The sequence below is a fragment of the Microbispora sp. H11081 genome, from assembly GCF_012999535.1.
Lineage (GTDB): Bacteria > Actinomycetota > Actinomycetes > Streptosporangiales > Streptosporangiaceae > Microbispora.
The window spans coordinates 1,187,741-1,201,551 of sequence record NZ_JABBWV010000001.1 but is presented as its reverse complement, the minus strand read 5'-3'; the positions used below and the strand labels follow the sequence as shown (position 1 = coordinate 1,201,551).

The 13,811-nt window shown below is 71.8% G+C and carries 14 protein-coding genes; 6 read left to right on the top strand and 8 right to left on the bottom strand.

Annotated features, from left to right (window positions below):
• Nucleotides 1–15: 15 nt before the first annotated feature.
• Nucleotides 16–621: a bifunctional 2-polyprenyl-6-hydroxyphenol methylase/3-demethylubiquinol 3-O-methyltransferase UbiG gene (locus HHX31_RS05155; protein WP_169945429.1), complete on the top strand. Its 606-nt coding sequence runs from the start codon at nt 16–18 to the stop codon at nt 619–621.
• Nucleotides 622–729: 108 nt separating this feature from the next.
• Here HHX31_RS05155 and HHX31_RS05150 read toward each other — a convergent pair whose 3' ends face one another.
• Both HHX31_RS05150 and HHX31_RS05145 read right to left on the bottom strand, forming a co-directional pair.
• A complete protein-coding gene (locus HHX31_RS05150; protein ID WP_169945427.1) occupies nt 730–1,104 on the bottom strand; it encodes a cyclic nucleotide-binding/CBS domain-containing protein in 375 nt (124 codons plus the stop codon).
• Between the two features lie 118 nt (nt 1,105–1,222).
• On the bottom strand, nt 1,223–1,852 hold the full coding sequence (locus HHX31_RS05145) for a copper resistance CopC family protein (RefSeq protein WP_169945426.1): 630 nt from the start codon (nt 1,850–1,852) through the stop codon (nt 1,223–1,225).
• A gap of 288 nt (nt 1,853–2,140) precedes the next feature.
• Here HHX31_RS05145 and HHX31_RS05140 point away from each other — a divergent pair, with 288 nt between their 5' ends.
• The 3 genes from HHX31_RS05140 to HHX31_RS05130 are packed head-to-tail and all read left to right on the top strand — an operon-like array spanning nt 2,141 to nt 4,869.
• Nucleotides 2,141–3,019 carry a copper resistance protein CopC gene (locus tag HHX31_RS05140; protein WP_249345633.1) on the top strand — a complete coding sequence of 293 codons (879 nt, stop codon included), beginning with the start codon at nt 2,141–2,143 and terminating at the stop codon, nt 3,017–3,019.
• A gap of 29 nt (nt 3,020–3,048) precedes the next feature.
• Nucleotides 3,049–3,543: a hypothetical protein gene (locus HHX31_RS05135; protein ID WP_169945422.1), complete on the top strand. Its 495-nt coding sequence runs from the start codon at nt 3,049–3,051 to the stop codon at nt 3,541–3,543.
• Between the two features lie 9 nt (nt 3,544–3,552).
• Nucleotides 3,553–4,869, top strand: a complete 1,317-nt coding sequence (locus tag HHX31_RS05130; RefSeq protein WP_169945420.1) for a hypothetical protein — start codon at nt 3,553–3,555, stop codon at nt 4,867–4,869.
• 53 nt (nt 4,870–4,922) lie between these two features.
• Here the strand turns inward: HHX31_RS05130 and HHX31_RS05125 are convergent, their stop codons facing one another.
• The 6 genes from HHX31_RS05125 to kdpF are packed head-to-tail and all read right to left on the bottom strand — an operon-like array spanning nt 4,923 to nt 12,925.
• On the bottom strand, nt 4,923–5,591 hold the full coding sequence (locus HHX31_RS05125) for a response regulator (RefSeq protein WP_169945418.1): 669 nt from the start codon (nt 5,589–5,591) through the stop codon (nt 4,923–4,925).
• Entirely contained in the window at nt 5,588–8,143 is a 2,556-nt protein-coding gene (locus tag HHX31_RS05120; protein WP_169945416.1) for a sensor histidine kinase KdpD, read from the bottom strand. The genes HHX31_RS05125 and HHX31_RS05120 overlap by 4 nt, the downstream gene beginning before the upstream one ends.
• A 5-nt stretch (nt 8,144–8,148) precedes the next feature.
• Nucleotides 8,149–9,021 carry a potassium-transporting ATPase subunit C gene (locus HHX31_RS05115; protein WP_169945414.1) on the bottom strand — a complete coding sequence of 291 codons (873 nt, stop codon included), beginning with the start codon at nt 9,019–9,021 and terminating at the stop codon, nt 8,149–8,151.
• On the bottom strand, nt 9,022–11,175 hold the full coding sequence (kdpB, locus tag HHX31_RS05110; protein WP_169945412.1) for a potassium-transporting ATPase subunit KdpB: 2,154 nt from the start codon (nt 11,173–11,175) through the stop codon (nt 9,022–9,024).
• The gene (gene kdpA, locus HHX31_RS05105; RefSeq protein ID WP_169945410.1) at nt 11,175–12,836 is read right to left on the bottom strand and encodes a potassium-transporting ATPase subunit KdpA; all 1,662 of its coding nucleotides are present in this window, start codon (nt 12,834–12,836) and stop codon (nt 11,175–11,177) included. Before kdpA ends, kdpB begins: the two co-directional genes overlap by 1 nt.
• The gene (gene kdpF / locus HHX31_RS34120; protein ID WP_169945409.1) at nt 12,836–12,925 is read right to left on the bottom strand and encodes a K(+)-transporting ATPase subunit F; all 90 of its coding nucleotides are present in this window, start codon (nt 12,923–12,925) and stop codon (nt 12,836–12,838) included. The genes kdpA and kdpF overlap by 1 nt, the downstream gene beginning before the upstream one ends.
• Nucleotides 12,926–13,354: 429 nt before the next feature.
• Between kdpF and HHX31_RS05095 the strand changes: the two genes are divergently transcribed.
• Nucleotides 13,355–13,615: an SAV_915 family protein gene (locus HHX31_RS05095; protein ID WP_169945407.1), complete on the top strand. Its 261-nt coding sequence runs from the start codon at nt 13,355–13,357 to the stop codon at nt 13,613–13,615.
• Entirely contained in the window at nt 13,615–13,749 is a 135-nt protein-coding gene (locus tag HHX31_RS34960) for a hypothetical protein (RefSeq protein ID WP_283244368.1), read from the top strand. The genes HHX31_RS05095 and HHX31_RS34960 overlap by 1 nt, the downstream gene beginning before the upstream one ends.
• Nucleotides 13,750–13,811 lie beyond the last annotated feature (62 nt).

Here is a 13,811-nt window from a genome sequence, read left to right as displayed (position 1 = left end):
CGGGAGAATGCAGGCATGGCTGAACAGAGCATCTGGATGCGGAAGGTCGCCGCCGACCCCGAACACTCCACCTGGTTCATCGAGCGGTTCCGCTCCATGGCGCGCGCCGGGGAGGACATCGCCGGGGAAGCCCGCCTCGTGGACGCCATGGTGCCGCGCCGCGCCCGCATCCTCGACGCCGGCTGCGGAGCCGGCCGCGTCGGCGGCGTGCTGGCCCGGGCAGGGCACGACGTCGTCGGCGTCGACGTCGACCCGGCCCTGATCGAGGCCGCGGAGCAGGACCACCCCGGGCCGCTCTGGATGGTCGGCGACCTGGCCGAACTCGACCTTCCCGCACGGGGCATCGCGACGCCGTTCGACGCCGTCGTCTGCGCCGGGAACGTGATGACGTTCCTCGCGCCGAGCACCCGGCGTGAGGTGCTGAGACGGCTCCGCGCGCACCTCGCGCCGGACGGCCGGGCCGTGATCGGCTTCGGCGCCGGGCGCGACTACGAGTTCGGCGAGTTCTTCGCGGACGCGGCCGCCGCCGCGCTCGAACCCGACCTGCTGCTGTCCACCTGGGACCTGCGCCCGTTCAGGGACGACTCCGGCTTCCTGGTCGCCATCCTCCGCCCCGTCTGACGCGCGGGCCCTGTTTCGCGGAGGCCCTGGTTCGCGCGGGCCCTGTTTCGCGCAGGCCCTGTTTCGCGCGCTCCCCGGCCTCCCGCCGGCGGCCATCCCGGGCGCGGGCTACGGCGCGAGGGTCTCCACCGCGAGAAGATCGCGCATCGACACCATGCCGATCAGGCGGCCGTCCTGGTCCACCGGGATGTGCCGGATGCCGTAGTCGAGCATGCGGCGGGCCACCTCGCGCGTGTCCTCGTCCAGTGTCGCGGTCTTGATGTCCGACGACGCGCACGTCCCCGCGTTCATCTCGCCGGGATCGGCGGATGTGGCGAGCGCCGTCACGAGGTCCCGCTCCGTGATCACTCCGGTGACCCGGTCCGCGTCGAGCACGGCGAGCGCGCCGATGTTCTTCTCCGTCATCAGTCGCGCCACCCCGGGCAGCTTCTCGCTCGCCGGGCAGCCGAACACCAGGGGACGGTAAACGTTGGCGATACGCATGCGGCCTCCCCTCCTCACCTGCGTCTCCAGCCAACCACACCGCCCGGGGACGCCGGTCGGCCGCCGGGTGTCAGGAACGCGGACCCTGCTTCTCACGGCCCTGCCTCACGCCCCTGCCTCACGACCCTGCCGCGCGCCGCCGCCGGCTCACGACCAATATCCCCCCGGCCACGGCCACCACCGCGACCGCGGCGACCACCGCGACGGTCCGCCCGCCGCCCGGCGACGAGGACGCGGCCAGCGACGCGTCGGCCGCCGGGGCGCTCGGGGAGGTCGCCACCCCTGCCGGATCAGCGCCGGCCGGAGAAGGGCCTGCGGCAGCCGCGCTCGTGGCCGCCGGGGTGGCCGCCGGGGTGGCCACGGCCGCGGGAGCCTTCAGGGTGAAGTGCAGTTCCCCGCTGACGGGGTGCCCGTCGGAGGACACCACGCGATAGGCGATCGCGTAACGGCCGTTGGGCAGACCGGCGGTCAGCGGCTGGGTGACGACGGGCCCTTTGGTGCTCGGCCCGCCCCGGGTGACCTTCCGCCCGTCCGGGCCGGTCACGACGACGGTGACGAACTGGCGGGCGATGTTCTCCGTGAAGACCAGTTCGACGTCGGAGGGCGCCTTGTTCACCGTCGCGCCGTCCTTGGGCGTCGACGACCTCAGCGCCGCGTGCGCGGCCGCGGGACCCGCCACTCCGGCGACCACTGCGGCCACGACAGCGACGGCCGCCAGCAGGCGGATGACGATGTGCGCGTATCTCACGGCGTGCCCTTCCAGGGAAGAGGGGAGCACCAAGGCTATCGGCGGCCACCGCCCCCCTCCCCTGCGCACCGCCGTAGGGAGCGCCCGCGGCCCTTCACCAAGCGCGTCGTCTCTCCGGGTCCGCGGCACTCTCGGTGCCGAATACCCCCAAGTACCGCGACTTCTGTCGAAACCATGGCAAGTTCTGTTAATTCGGGGTGAAAGTCGTTAACCTCGACGCATCGGTCCCACCGGCCCGAGCCTGACTCCCCAACCAGGGGCCGTACCTCGTGGAGAGCTGAAGTGACGATGGCGCGCTGGCTGGGCCGGTTGCTTCTGCCGGTCGTCTTCGGCGTGGTGGCGGTGGCCGCCCTGGCGGCGCCCGCCTCCGCCCACGGCCAGCTCGCGATGTCGACGCCGGCCAAGGACGGCACGGTGCGCGAGCCGCTGGAGTCCCTCGCGCTCTACTTCACCGAGGCGCCCGCCCCTAACGCGTACTTCACGGTCACCGCTCCCGGCGGCGTCAGGGTCGACCAGCCCTGGGCGCACGGCCGGCCGAAGCGCCTCGACAAACCGGTGCAGGAGTACAACCTGGTCGACGGCTCCTGGGTGCCGAGCGTGTACAACACCGGCTACCCGGCGGAGATCCCTGTCGCCTACTGGCCGAAGCGGGGCGAGTACGTCGTCCGCTACCTGTCCATCGCCTCCGACGGGGAGCCCGTGCAGGGAGAACTGCGGTTCACCTACAAGGGCAAGACCTCGGGACCGCCGAAGGGCTGGCGCGCTCCGGACAACGAGCCCGACCCCGGTCTGCTCGCCTCGGCCGAGCACGGCGGCGACGCCCCGAACCCTGCTCCGCAGAGCGGCGGCCCGGTGACCATGGGCCCCGCCGCGCCGCAGGCGGGCGATGGTCAGACCACGGCTCCCCCCACCGGCACGGCCGCCGCGGGGAACGCGCAGCCGGCCGACTCCGGCTCTGGTCTGTCGGCGTGGCTGGTGCCCGCGGTCCTCGTCGTGGGAGCGGGCGTCCTGGTGGCGCGGGCGGCGCGGCGGCGGCCCGCACCCGCCACCCCCGCGCCCGCCGCCCCGGCGGCCCGGCGTTCCTCCGGCCACTCAAGGAGTAAAACCCCCTCACGCGGGCCGGCGTCACGCACCCAGAACCGCCCCAAATCCGCCAAGCGACGCTGAATCCCCCACCCCCCCAGGAGAAGCCCCCGATGACGTTCGTCCCCGCGCGCCTGCGCCCGCTGCTCGCCGCGCTCCCACTCGGCGTGGTCCTGCTGACGGCCACGTCCGCCTGTGGTGGGTCGAATGCCGCCACCCCCGCACAGCCGGCCGCCCCCGCCTCCGCGGAGGCGGCTGCTCCCGCGACCCCCGCGACCGCCGAGACCGCCGAGACCACCGCCGCGGCCCCGGCGGAGCCGGCCTCGGAGGCCCCCGCCGCCCCGGCCGTGAAGGAGATCGCCGTCACCGTCTCCGGCCGGAAGGTCACGCCGCCGCCGGGACGGATCGAGGTGACCAAGGGCGAGACGGTGCGGATCACGATCACCAGCGACGCCGCCGACGAGGCGCACCTGCACGGGTACGACAAGGCCGCGGACCTGAAGCCAGGCGCCCCCGCGAGCATCGAGTTCGTCGCCGACGAGACCGGGCTGTTCGAGATGGAGACCCATCACTCCGGACTTCAGCTGTTCCAGCTGGTCGTGCGTTAGGCGCGCGGCATGCTGCTGGCCCACGGCGTCGGCGGCCGTCAGGACCTGCCGATCCCGTTCTCCGCCGCGCTGACCGGCGCGGCCCTCGCGTTGCTCGTGTCGTTCGTGGCGCTCGGCGCGCTGTGGAAGGAACCGCGGCTGGGCGGCGGCCTCTCCGCCGCCCGCGCGCTGCCCGCCGCCGTCCAGACGGCCGTGACCGCTCCGGCCTGGCGGTGGGTCTGGCGGATCGCCGGGCTCGTCGCCGCGGCGTACTTCTGCGTCGGGCTGGTCTTCGGCCCGGATCGGGCCGACAATCCCACGGCCGGGGCGTTCTACGTCCTGTTCTGGGTCGGCCTGGTGCCGCTGTCGCTGCTGCTCGGCCCGGTGTGGCGCGGCCTCAACCCGCTGCGGACGCTGCACCTGCTGGCCTGCGCGGCGCTCGGACGCGACCCGGGGCGCGGCCTGCGGCCGCTGCCCGCGGGGGTCGGGCGCTGGCCCGCCTGCGCCGGCCTGTTCGCCTTCGTCTGGCTGGAACTCGTCGCTCCGGAACGGGCCACCCTGCCGGTCATCGGGGCCTGGCTCGCGGTCTACGCCGTGCTCATGCTGGGCGGGGCGGTGATCTTCGGGTCCCGGTGGTTCGACCACGCGGATCCGTTCGAGGCCTACAGCGACCTCGTCGGCAGGCTCGCTCCCGTGCACAGACGCGACGACGGCGTCGTGGTCTGGCGCAACTCCCTCGACGGCATGGCCGGGCTGCGGCCGGCGCCGGGCCTGACGGCGCTGGTGGTCGTGCTCCTGGGCTCCACCATGTACGACAGCCTGTCCAACGCCCCGGTGTGGGTGCGCTTCGTACAGGAGAGTCCGGTGCCCGCCCCGGTCATGGGCACCGCGGGCCTGGTCGCCGTCATCGCCCTGGTGCTCGTGGCGTTCCGTGCCGCGACCTCGCTCGCCGGCCGGTGGGGCGGCGCCCCGCCCGGCACGACGACGGGAGAGATCGCCCACTCGATCGTCCCGATCGCCGTCGGATACGTCGTCGCGCACTACTACACCCTGTTCCTACTGGAGGGGCAGCGGACCATCGCCCTGCTGTCCGACCCGCTGGACACCGGCGCGAACTGGCTCGGCACCGCGGGATGGACCATCCAGGCGCTCGGCACCACCCCGGCGGGAGTCGCCACCCTCCAGGTCACGGTCATCGTCATCGGACACGTGCTGGGCACGGTGCTGGCGCACGACCGGGCGCTGGCCCTGTTCCCCCGGCGCACCGCCGTCCTCGGGCAGGTTCCCCTGCTCATGCTGATGGTGGTCTACACGGTGGTCGGCCTGCTTCTCCTCTTCGCCGCCTGAAGCCCGCCCGCCGAAATGGTCGCTCATGGTCGCTCATCGGTGGCCGCCATGGGTCATGGCGTGAACCGGTAGCCCATGCCCGGCTCGGTGATCAGGTGCACGGGGTGGGACGGGTCGCGTTCGAGCTTCTTGCGGAGCTGCGCCATGTACTGGCGCAGATAGTTCGTCTCCTTGACATGGCTCCTCCCCCACACTTCGGCGAGCAGGTGCCGCTGGCTGATGAGCTTGCCCGGGTTCCGTACGAGGATCTCCAGCAGGTGCCACTCGGTAGGGGTGAGCCGCAGCCCTCCGGAGATCGTCTTGCTCGTCAGGTCCACCACGTGGTCGCCGATCTCGACGGACGCGAGCTCCTGCCCCTGGATGAGCGCCCTGCGCGTCACCGCTCGCACGCGGGCGAGGAGCTCGTCGATGCCGAAGGGCTTGGTGACGTAGTCGTCGGCGCCGGCGTCCAGGGCGGCGATCTTGTCGGTGACGGCCGCGCGCCCTGACAGGACCAGGATCGGCGTCGAGGACCAGCCGCGCAGTCCGTGGATGACGTCCACGCCGTCCATGTCGGGCAGGCCGAGGTCGAGCAGAACCACATCGGGGTGCCAGTCGGCGGCGACGCGCAGGGCGGAGGAGCCGTCGCCCGCGACTTCGACCTCGTAACGGCGAGCCGCCAGGTTGATGCGCAGCGCCCTGAGGATCTGCGGCTCGTCGTCGACGACGAGGATGCGGGTCATGTCGTTCCCCCTTGCGGAACGCGGGCTCGCGAGGCGAGGGGCAGGGCGAGGACCATGGTGAGGCCGCCGCCCGGCGTCTCCTCGGGCACGAGGCTGCCTCCCATGGCCTCCGCCAGGCCGCGCGAGAGCGCGAGGCCGAGGCCGAGGCCGGTGTGGTTGTCCCGGTCGCCGAGGCGCTGGAAGGGCATGAAGACGCGGTCGTACGCCTCGGACGGGATGCCGGGACCGCGGTCGACGACCCGGATCTCCACGTTGTCGCCGTGCCAGCTCGCGGTGATCAGGACCTTCCGGCCGGCCGGGCTGTAGCGGACGGCGTTGGTCATCAGGTTGACCAGGATGCGTTCGACCAGCGCGGGATCGGCCACGATCTCGGGAAGGTCGAGCGCGACGTCGCCTTCCACCTGGTCGCCGAGCGGCCCGAGGTCGTCGATCGACCGGGGCACGACCTCCTCGATCGCCACCGGCTGGAGCACCAGCCCGAGCACCCCGGCCTGGAGCCGGCTCATGTCGAGGAGGTTCGCGACCAGCCGGTCGAGCTTGTACAGCGACTCGTCCGCGGTGGCGAGGAGTTCCTCGCGATCCTCGGGAGACCAGTCGACGTCGGTGGCGCGCAGGCTCTCCACGGCCGCGCACGCCGACGCGAGAGGGGTGCGCAGGTCGTGGCTGACCGCGGCCAGCAGCGCGGTGCGCATCCTGTCCGCCTCCGCCAGCGGTTTCGCCTTCTCGGCCTCCTCGCGCAGACGCTCCTGCCGCAGGGCCACGGCGGCCTCGGCGGCGAACGCCTGGAGCACCCGGCGGTCGGCGGCGTCGAGCAGCCGCCCGCGCAGGGCGAGCACGAGGTCGTCGTCGACGGCCACGTCGGTGTCCGCGGCGCCAGGACAGGTGCAGGGGGCGCCCCCGGCTGTGGCGACGATGCGCCACGCCCCTGGCGCCGACTGCGCCTCGGGGCTCGTCGCCTCCGGACGGCGTTCGAGCAGCGTGACCGAGGTGAGCGCGAAGGTCTCGCGCAGCCTGGCGAGCAGCGAGGGCAGCGCGTGCTCGCCTCGCAGCACGTGCCCCGCCAGCGTGGACAGGACCTCGGCGTCGGCCTGGGCCCGTGCGGCCTCCCGCGTGCGCCTGGCGGCCAGGTCGACGACGGTGCTCACCATGATCGCCACCAGTACGTAGATCGTCAGGGCGAGCAGGTTCTCCGGGTCGGCGATGGTGAACCGGTTGACGGGCGGGGTGAAGAAGTAGTTCAGCAGGAGCGAGCCGCCCACCGCGGCGGTCACCGCGGGCCACCTGCCGCCGATCAGGGCGACGCCCACGACGGCCAGCAGGAACAGCAGGATCTCGCTGGGCAGCGACAGGTCGTGGCGGAACGGCAGCAGCGCCAGCGCCAGGAGGGGAAGCCCGAGGATCGCCGCGGCCCAGCCCGCGACGCGCCGCGCGCGGGTGAGCGCGGCGCCGGGCCGCGACGGGCGCCTGCCCTTGCTCACCTGCTCATGGGTGATCATGTGGACGTCGATCGAGCCGGAGCGGGCCGTCGTCTCGACCCCCACGCCCCGGGAGAAGAGCTGGGCGAACCGGCCGCGCCGGGAGGCGCCGAGCACGAGCTGGGTGGCGTTGACGCCGCCGGCGAAGGCGAGCAGCGCGCGCGGGATGTCGTCGCCGACGACCTGGTGATAGGTCCCGCCGATGCTCTCCACCAGCGTGCGCTGCCGCGCCAGCGACGCCGGGTCGCCGCCGGCCAGCCCGTCGGCCCTGGTCACGTGTACGGCGAGGAGGTCGGCGCCCTTGCTCCTCGCGGCGATGCGGGCGGCCCGCCTTATGAGGGTGTCGCCCTCCGGCCCGCCGGTCAGGGCGACGACGACGCGTTCCCTGGCCTCCCAGGTGCCCGCGATGCCGTGCTCGGCCCGGTAGCGGTCGAGCTGCTCGTCCACCTTGTCCGCCACCCACAGCAGGGCCAGCTCGCGCAGCGCCGTCAGGTTGCCGATCCGGAAGTAGTTCGACAGGGCGGCGTCCACCTTCTCCGGTGGATAGACGTTGCCGTGGGCCATCCGGCGGCGCAGCGCCTCCGGGGACATGTCGACCAGCTCGACCTGATCGGCCCGCCGTACGACCTCGTCCGGCACGGTCTCCCGTTGCGGCACACCCGTGATCTCCCGCACGACGTCGTTGACCGACTCCAGGTGCTGGATGTTGACCGTGGAGACGACGTCGATGCCTGCGTCGAGGATCTCCTCGACGTCCTGCCAGCGCTTGGCGTTGCGCGAGCCGGGCACGTTGGTGTGCGCCAGTTCGTCGACCAGGACGATCCTCGGCGCGCGGGCGGTGACCGCCTCGACGTCCAGCTCGCTGAAGGTCGCGCCCCGGTAGACGACACGCCGCCGTGGGAGGACCTCCATGTCGTCCAGGAGCCCGGCGGTCCTCGGGCGGTCGTGGGTCTCGACGAGACCCACGACCACGTCCTTCCCGCGTTCCATCGCCCTGCGACCCTCGCCGAGCATCGCGTAGGTCTTGCCGACCCCGGGGGCCGCCCCGAGATAGACGCGCAGCCGCCCGCGTGCCATCTAGCTCATCCCTTCAGCCTGTCCAGGTCCAGGTTGAGCTCCAGCACGTTCACGGCGGGCTCGCCCATGAACCCGAGCGCCCTGCCGGTGGTGTGCCTCCCGATGAGGGCCCGCACCGCGTCCAGTCCGAGACCGCGCTCCCTGGCGACCCTGGGCGCCTGCAGTTCCGCGTACGCGACGGAGATGTGCGGGTCGAGGCCGCTGCCGCTCGCGGTGACCGCGTCCGGCGGGACGACCGCCCGTGCGTCTCCGCGCACCGGCACGGTGCGGCCGGCCGAGTAGTCCTCTCCCGGCTTGCCGCACTCGACCTTCACCCCCTGGTACGCGGCGACGAAAGGCGCGGCGGGACAGGCCTGGTTGACGCTGACCACCCGGGCGGGCGCGCCGGCTGCGGGGAAGACCTTGAGCACCGCGCCGACGCCGTCCGCCGTGCAGTACGGCCTGGCCCCGCTGACGCCCTCCAGTTCGCCGACCGCCTTCGAGCGGGCGCACACCTGGGTGAGCAGGCTCTGCCTGCCGGTGTCGGGGTTGCCCTCGTCGTCCTTCGCGCCAGGCACCGGCAGGGTGTCGAGGACGTCCTCGGGGCCGAGGTTGCTCGCGCCCGAGGCCAGCGGGTCGTAGCCGCCCGCCGAGGGACGGCTCTGGAAGTACGTCCTGATCGGGGCGCCGTCCTCGTCGGTGAAGCTCTGGCCGATGAGGGCGCTGCCCACGTCCGTGCCGTCCTCGCGCAGGAGGGAGCCGTTGGCGTTGCCGCCCAGCACGGCCTGGGCGACGCCGGTGACGAGCAGCGGATAGATCGCGCCGGTCACCAGGGTGAGCACGAGAAGCGCGCGCAGCGCCGCGAGGTGCTGGCGGATCCAGCTTGGCAGGCGTTCCATTTATGACATCCCAGGAAGGAACATGATGATCAGGTCGATGAGCTTGATGCCGAGGAACGGGACCACGATCCCGCCGAGGCCGTAGACGTAGAGGTTGCGGCCGAGCAGCTTCGAGGCGCTGGAGGGCCGGTAGCGCACGCCGCGCAGGGCCAGGGGGATGAGGGCCACGATCACCAGGGCGTTGAAGACGACCGCCGACAGGATGGCCGACTGCGGGCTGTGCAACCGCATGACGTTCAGCGTGTCCAGCCCCGGATAGACCGCGGCGAACATGGCCGGGATGATCGCGAAATACTTGGCGATGTCGTTGGCGATCGAGAACGTGGTCAGCGCCCCCCGCGTGATCAGCAGTTGCTTGCCGATCTCGACGATCTCGATGAGCTTGGTCGGGTTGGAGTCGAGGTCGACCATGTTCCCGGCCTCCTTGGCGGCGGAGGTGCCGGTGTTCATCGCCACGCCCACGTCGGCCTGCGCCAGCGCCGGGGCGTCGTTGGTGCCGTCGCCGGTCATCGCCACCAGCCGCCCGCCCTCCTGCTCCTTGCGGATCAGCGCGAGCTTGTCCTCCGGCGTCGCCTCGGCCAGGAAGTCGTCCACCCCCGCCTCGTCGGCGATGGCCTTGGCGGTCAGCGGGTTGTCGCCGGTGATCATGATGGTGCGGATGCCCATCCGGCGCATCTCGTCGAACCGCTCCCGCATGCCCGCCTTGACGACGTCCTTGAGGTGGATCACCCCGAGCACCCGGGCCGTGCCGCGGTCGTCGATCTCACCCACCACCAGCGGGGTGCCGCCGGAGGCGGATATCCCGTCGACCAGCTGGCCGACGTGCCCGCCCGGCTGTCCGCCGTTGTCGCGCACCCACTTCATCACGGCGGTCGCGGCGCCCTTGCGGACCCGGCGCCCGTCGACGTCGACGCCGGACATGCGGGTCTGCGCGGTGAACGGAACCCAGTCGGCGTGGTCCAGCTCGCCGGGCCGCCGCTCGCGGAGGCCGTAGGCGTTCTTGGCGTAGACCACGATCGAACGGCCCTCGGGGGTCTCGTCGGCGAGGCTGGACAGCTGCGCCGCCCGCGCCAGTTCCATCGCCGGCACCCCTGGCACCGGGAGGAACTCGGCCGCCTGCCGGTTGCCCAGCGTGATCGTGCCGGTCTTGTCCAGCAGCAGCGTGCCGACGTCGCCGGCCGCCTCCACCGCCCGCCCGCTCATTGCCAGCACGTTGCGCTGCACCAGGCGGTCCATGCCGGCGATCCCGATGGCCGACAGCAGCGCCCCGATCGTGGTCGGGATAAGGCACACCAGCAGCGAGACCAGCACGATGCCGGTGACGCCGTGCCCGTCCAGCGCCAGGGAGTCGGGGATGCCGGGGTTCTGGGCCTTGGAGAAGATCGCCAGCGGCTGCATGGTGACGGTGGCGATCAGGAAGATGATCGTCAGCGCGGCCAGCAGGATGTTGAGGGCGATCTCGTTGGGGGTCTTCTGCCGGTTGGCGCCCTCGACGAGGGCGATCATCCGGTCGATGAAGCTCTCGCCGGGCTTCTGGGTGATCCGTACGATGATCCGGTCCGACAGCACCTTGGTGCCGCCCGTGACGGCCGAGCGGTCGCCGCCCGACTCGCGGATCACGGGGGCCGACTCGCCGGTGATGGCCGACTCGTCAACGCTGGCGATGCCCTCGACCACGTCGCCGTCGCCCGGGACGATCTCGCCGGCCTCGACGACGACGACGTCGCCCTGCCGGAGTTCCGGCGCGCCCACGGTGTCCCACTCGACCGCCGCCTGTCCCGGCCGCCAGTCCTTGAGACGGCGCGCCGTGGTGTCGCGCCTGGCCGCCCGCAACGTGGCGGCCTGGGCCTTACCCCGGCCCTCCGCCACGGCCTCGGCCAGGTTGGCGAACACGACCGTCAGCCACAGCCACACCACGATGGCCCAGGCGAAGAAGGAAGGATCGGTGATCGCCAGCACGGTGGTGAACGCCGCGCCGACCTCGACGATGAACATCACCGGGTTGCGCCACAGCGTGACGGGATTCAGCTTGCGCAGCGCGTCGGGCAGTGAGGTGAGGAGTTGCGCCGGGTCGAGCAGGCCGCCGCCCACCTTCCCTTCCTTCGCGGGAGCGGTAGCGCGGTGCGGAGCCTCCGGCTCCTGGAGCACTGTCATCACTGGATTCCTTCTGCGAGCGGACCGAGCGCCAGGGCGGGGAGGAAGGTCAGCCCCACCACGATGATCGTCACGCCGACGACCATGCCGACGAACTGGGGCCGGTGGGTGGGGAGCGTGCCCGCCGAGGCCGGTACGGGGGCCTGTCTGGCCAGGGACCCGGCGAGGCCGAGCACGAAGACGATCGGCAGGAACCGGCCGAAGGCCATGCACAGTCCGAGCGCGGTGTCGTACCACGGGGTGTTCACGGTGATGCCGGCGAACGCCGACCCGTTGTTGTTGGAGGCGCTGGTGAACGCGTAGAGCACCTCCGACAGGCCGTGCGGCCCCGAGTTGAGCATGCTCGCGCGCTGCTCGGGCGAGGCCATGGCCAGGGCGGTGCCCACGAGCACGAGCGCCGGGGTGGTCAGGAAGTACAGCGAGGCCAGCTTGATCTCGCGTGCGCCGATCTTCTTGCCCAGGTACTCCGGTGTGCGGCCCACCATCAGACCGGCGACGAAGACGGTGATCACCGCCAGCACGAGCATGCCGTACAGGCCCGCGCCGACCCCGCCGGGCGCCACCTCGCCCAGCATCATGTTGAACATCGTCATCATGCCGCCGAGCGCGGTGAACGAGTCGTGGAAGGAGTCCACGGCGCCGGTCGAGGTCAGCGTCGTCGCCGCGGCGAAGGTCCCCGAGTTCGGCACGCCGAACCTGATCTCCTTGCCTTCGAGCGCGGCGCCGACCGCCTGCGGGACGGTGCCGTGATGCGCGATCTCCAGCCCGGTGACCAGCGCGACGCTGGCGAGGGCCAGCACGCCCATGATCGCGACGATCGCGTAGCCCTGCCGCCGGTCGCCCACCATGCGGCCGAACGTGCGCGGCAGCGCGAACGGCAGCACGAGGATCAGGAAGATCTCCAGCCAGTTCGTCCAGGAGGCGGCGTTCTCGAAGGGATGGGCGGAGTTGGCGTTGTAGAAGCCGCCGCCGTTGTTGCCGAGTTCCTTGATGACCTCCTGGCTGGCCACCGGCCCGCCGGTGATGCCCTGCGTGCCCCCGGCCAGCGTGGTGACCTCGTGCACGCCGGAGAAGTTCTGGATCACGCCGCCGGCCACCAGGATGAGCGCGCCGACGAACGCGATCGGCAGCAGGACGCGGATCGTGCCGCGGACGAGGTCCACCCAGAAGTTGCCCAGGGTCTCGGTCCTGTTGCGGGCGAATCCGCGCACCAGGGCGACCGCCACGGCCATGCCGACCGCCGCGGACACGAAGTTCTGCACCGCGAGGCCGGCCATCTGCACCAGGTGGCCCATCGTGGACTCACCCGAGTACGCCTGCCAGTTCGTGTTGGTGACGAAGCTGACCGCGGTGTTCCACGCCACGTGGCCGGTCACCGCGGGGAAGCCGAGGCTCAGCAGCAGACGGTCCTGCAGGCGCTGGAACGCGTAGAGGAACAGGATCGAGACGGCCGAGAAGGCGAGCACGTTGCGGGCGTAGACGCTCCACCGCTGCTCCGTGTCGGGCCGGACCCCGATGAGACGGTAGATCACCCGCTCGAAGGCCAGGTGCCGCGTGCCGGTGTAGACGCGGTACATGTAGTCGCCGAGCGGCCGATGCGTCAGCACCAGGGCGACGACGAGGGATGCGACGAAGACGATCCCGGCCGTGGTCGGCGACATCAGAAACGCTCCGGGAACAGCAGGGCCGCGATCATGAAGATCGTCAGGCCGACGGCGACGACCAGACCAGCGGCGTTTACAGCGCTCACAGGCGCTCCACCGCCTTCAGCATGAGCCCGCAGATCGCGAATATCGCGACCGTCAGGGCGACGAAGATGACGTCAGCCATCTCACTTCCTCAAATCGGTAAGCTTGCCCGGCCGCCGGACAGACGGCCACAAGCCAGCAAAGCGCCGAATTTAACGAGCTTTGACGTTCTTGACGGCTCTCATACGCCGCGACTCGAAACCTTGACGCGGCCCCTACGTGATCGGTCCCGCCCGCCCCCGCAGGCCGCCGGACCCAGGGCGTACGCCGTGTCAGGGGGCGGGCGAACCGGATCGGCGCGCCGGATGGCGGCGCTCCGTCAATCCCGCGTCAGCTTTCCGCGGCCGGGCGTCGGGATCGCGTAGTGATGGCGCTCCCGGTGGCCGCGCCGAATCTAATGTCGCCTTCGAGAGTCCTATGGAAGGCATGACATGATCGAAGATCCGTTATACGTGCCGGTGCGCCGCAGTGGGTTCTCCCTGGCGCTTCGCCTGTTCCGTACGGCCGCCGGCGAGCGGACGGCGGTGGCCTTCACCTCGCCGCTCCGGCTGGCGAAGGTGCTGGGCGGCGACCAGGACTGGATCCGGCTCAGCGAGCCCGCGCTGCGCGGCATGACCAATGGCCTCGGCGCGATCGGCCTCGTGATCGACCCCACCGGCACGATGAGCCGGCCGACCTCCAGGACCGCGTGATGTGCGTTCTCCAGCAGAACCTCCCCGACCAGGACGACCGGCCCGCGGAGCCCTCGGCCGCCCCGGACCCGCTCCCCCACGGGGAGGAGGACCTCCGCCGTCTCCCCCACGACGTGGAAGCATCCACTGTGTGACGCCGTCATGGCGTCAGACTCCAGGACAATGCGGATTGCAGTGACGCCATTGTGATGTCATG

Bases quoted from the DNA above. Each gene is read 5' to 3' on its own strand.
- HHX31_RS05120 (WP_169945416.1), bottom strand. From the start codon at position 8,143: ATGGCACGCGGGCGGCTGCGCGTCTATCTCGGGGCGGCCCCCGGGGTC.
- HHX31_RS34960 (WP_283244368.1), top strand. From the start codon at position 13,615: ATGTGCGTTCTCCAGCAGAACCTCCCCGACCAGGACGACCGGCCCGCG.
- kdpA (WP_169945410.1), bottom strand. From the start codon at position 12,836: ATGTCGCCGACCACGGCCGGGATCGTCTTCGTCGCATCCCTCGTCGTC.
- kdpB (WP_169945412.1), bottom strand. From the start codon at position 11,175: ATGACAGTGCTCCAGGAGCCGGAGGCTCCGCACCGCGCTACCGCTCCC.
- HHX31_RS05125 (WP_169945418.1), bottom strand. From the start codon at position 5,591: ATGACCCGCATCCTCGTCGTCGACGACGAGCCGCAGATCCTCAGGGCG.
- HHX31_RS05155 (WP_169945429.1), top strand. From the start codon at position 16: ATGGCTGAACAGAGCATCTGGATGCGGAAGGTCGCCGCCGACCCCGAA.
- HHX31_RS05130 (WP_169945420.1), top strand. From the start codon at position 3,553: ATGCTGCTGGCCCACGGCGTCGGCGGCCGTCAGGACCTGCCGATCCCG.
- HHX31_RS05135 (WP_169945422.1), top strand. From the start codon at position 3,049: ATGACGTTCGTCCCCGCGCGCCTGCGCCCGCTGCTCGCCGCGCTCCCA.
- HHX31_RS05150 (WP_169945427.1), bottom strand. From the start codon at position 1,104: ATGCGTATCGCCAACGTTTACCGTCCCCTGGTGTTCGGCTGCCCGGCG.
- HHX31_RS05140 (WP_249345633.1), top strand. From the start codon at position 2,141: ATGGCGCGCTGGCTGGGCCGGTTGCTTCTGCCGGTCGTCTTCGGCGTG.
- HHX31_RS05115 (WP_169945414.1), bottom strand. From the start codon at position 9,021: ATGGAACGCCTGCCAAGCTGGATCCGCCAGCACCTCGCGGCGCTGCGC.
- HHX31_RS05095 (WP_169945407.1), top strand. From the start codon at position 13,355: ATGATCGAAGATCCGTTATACGTGCCGGTGCGCCGCAGTGGGTTCTCC.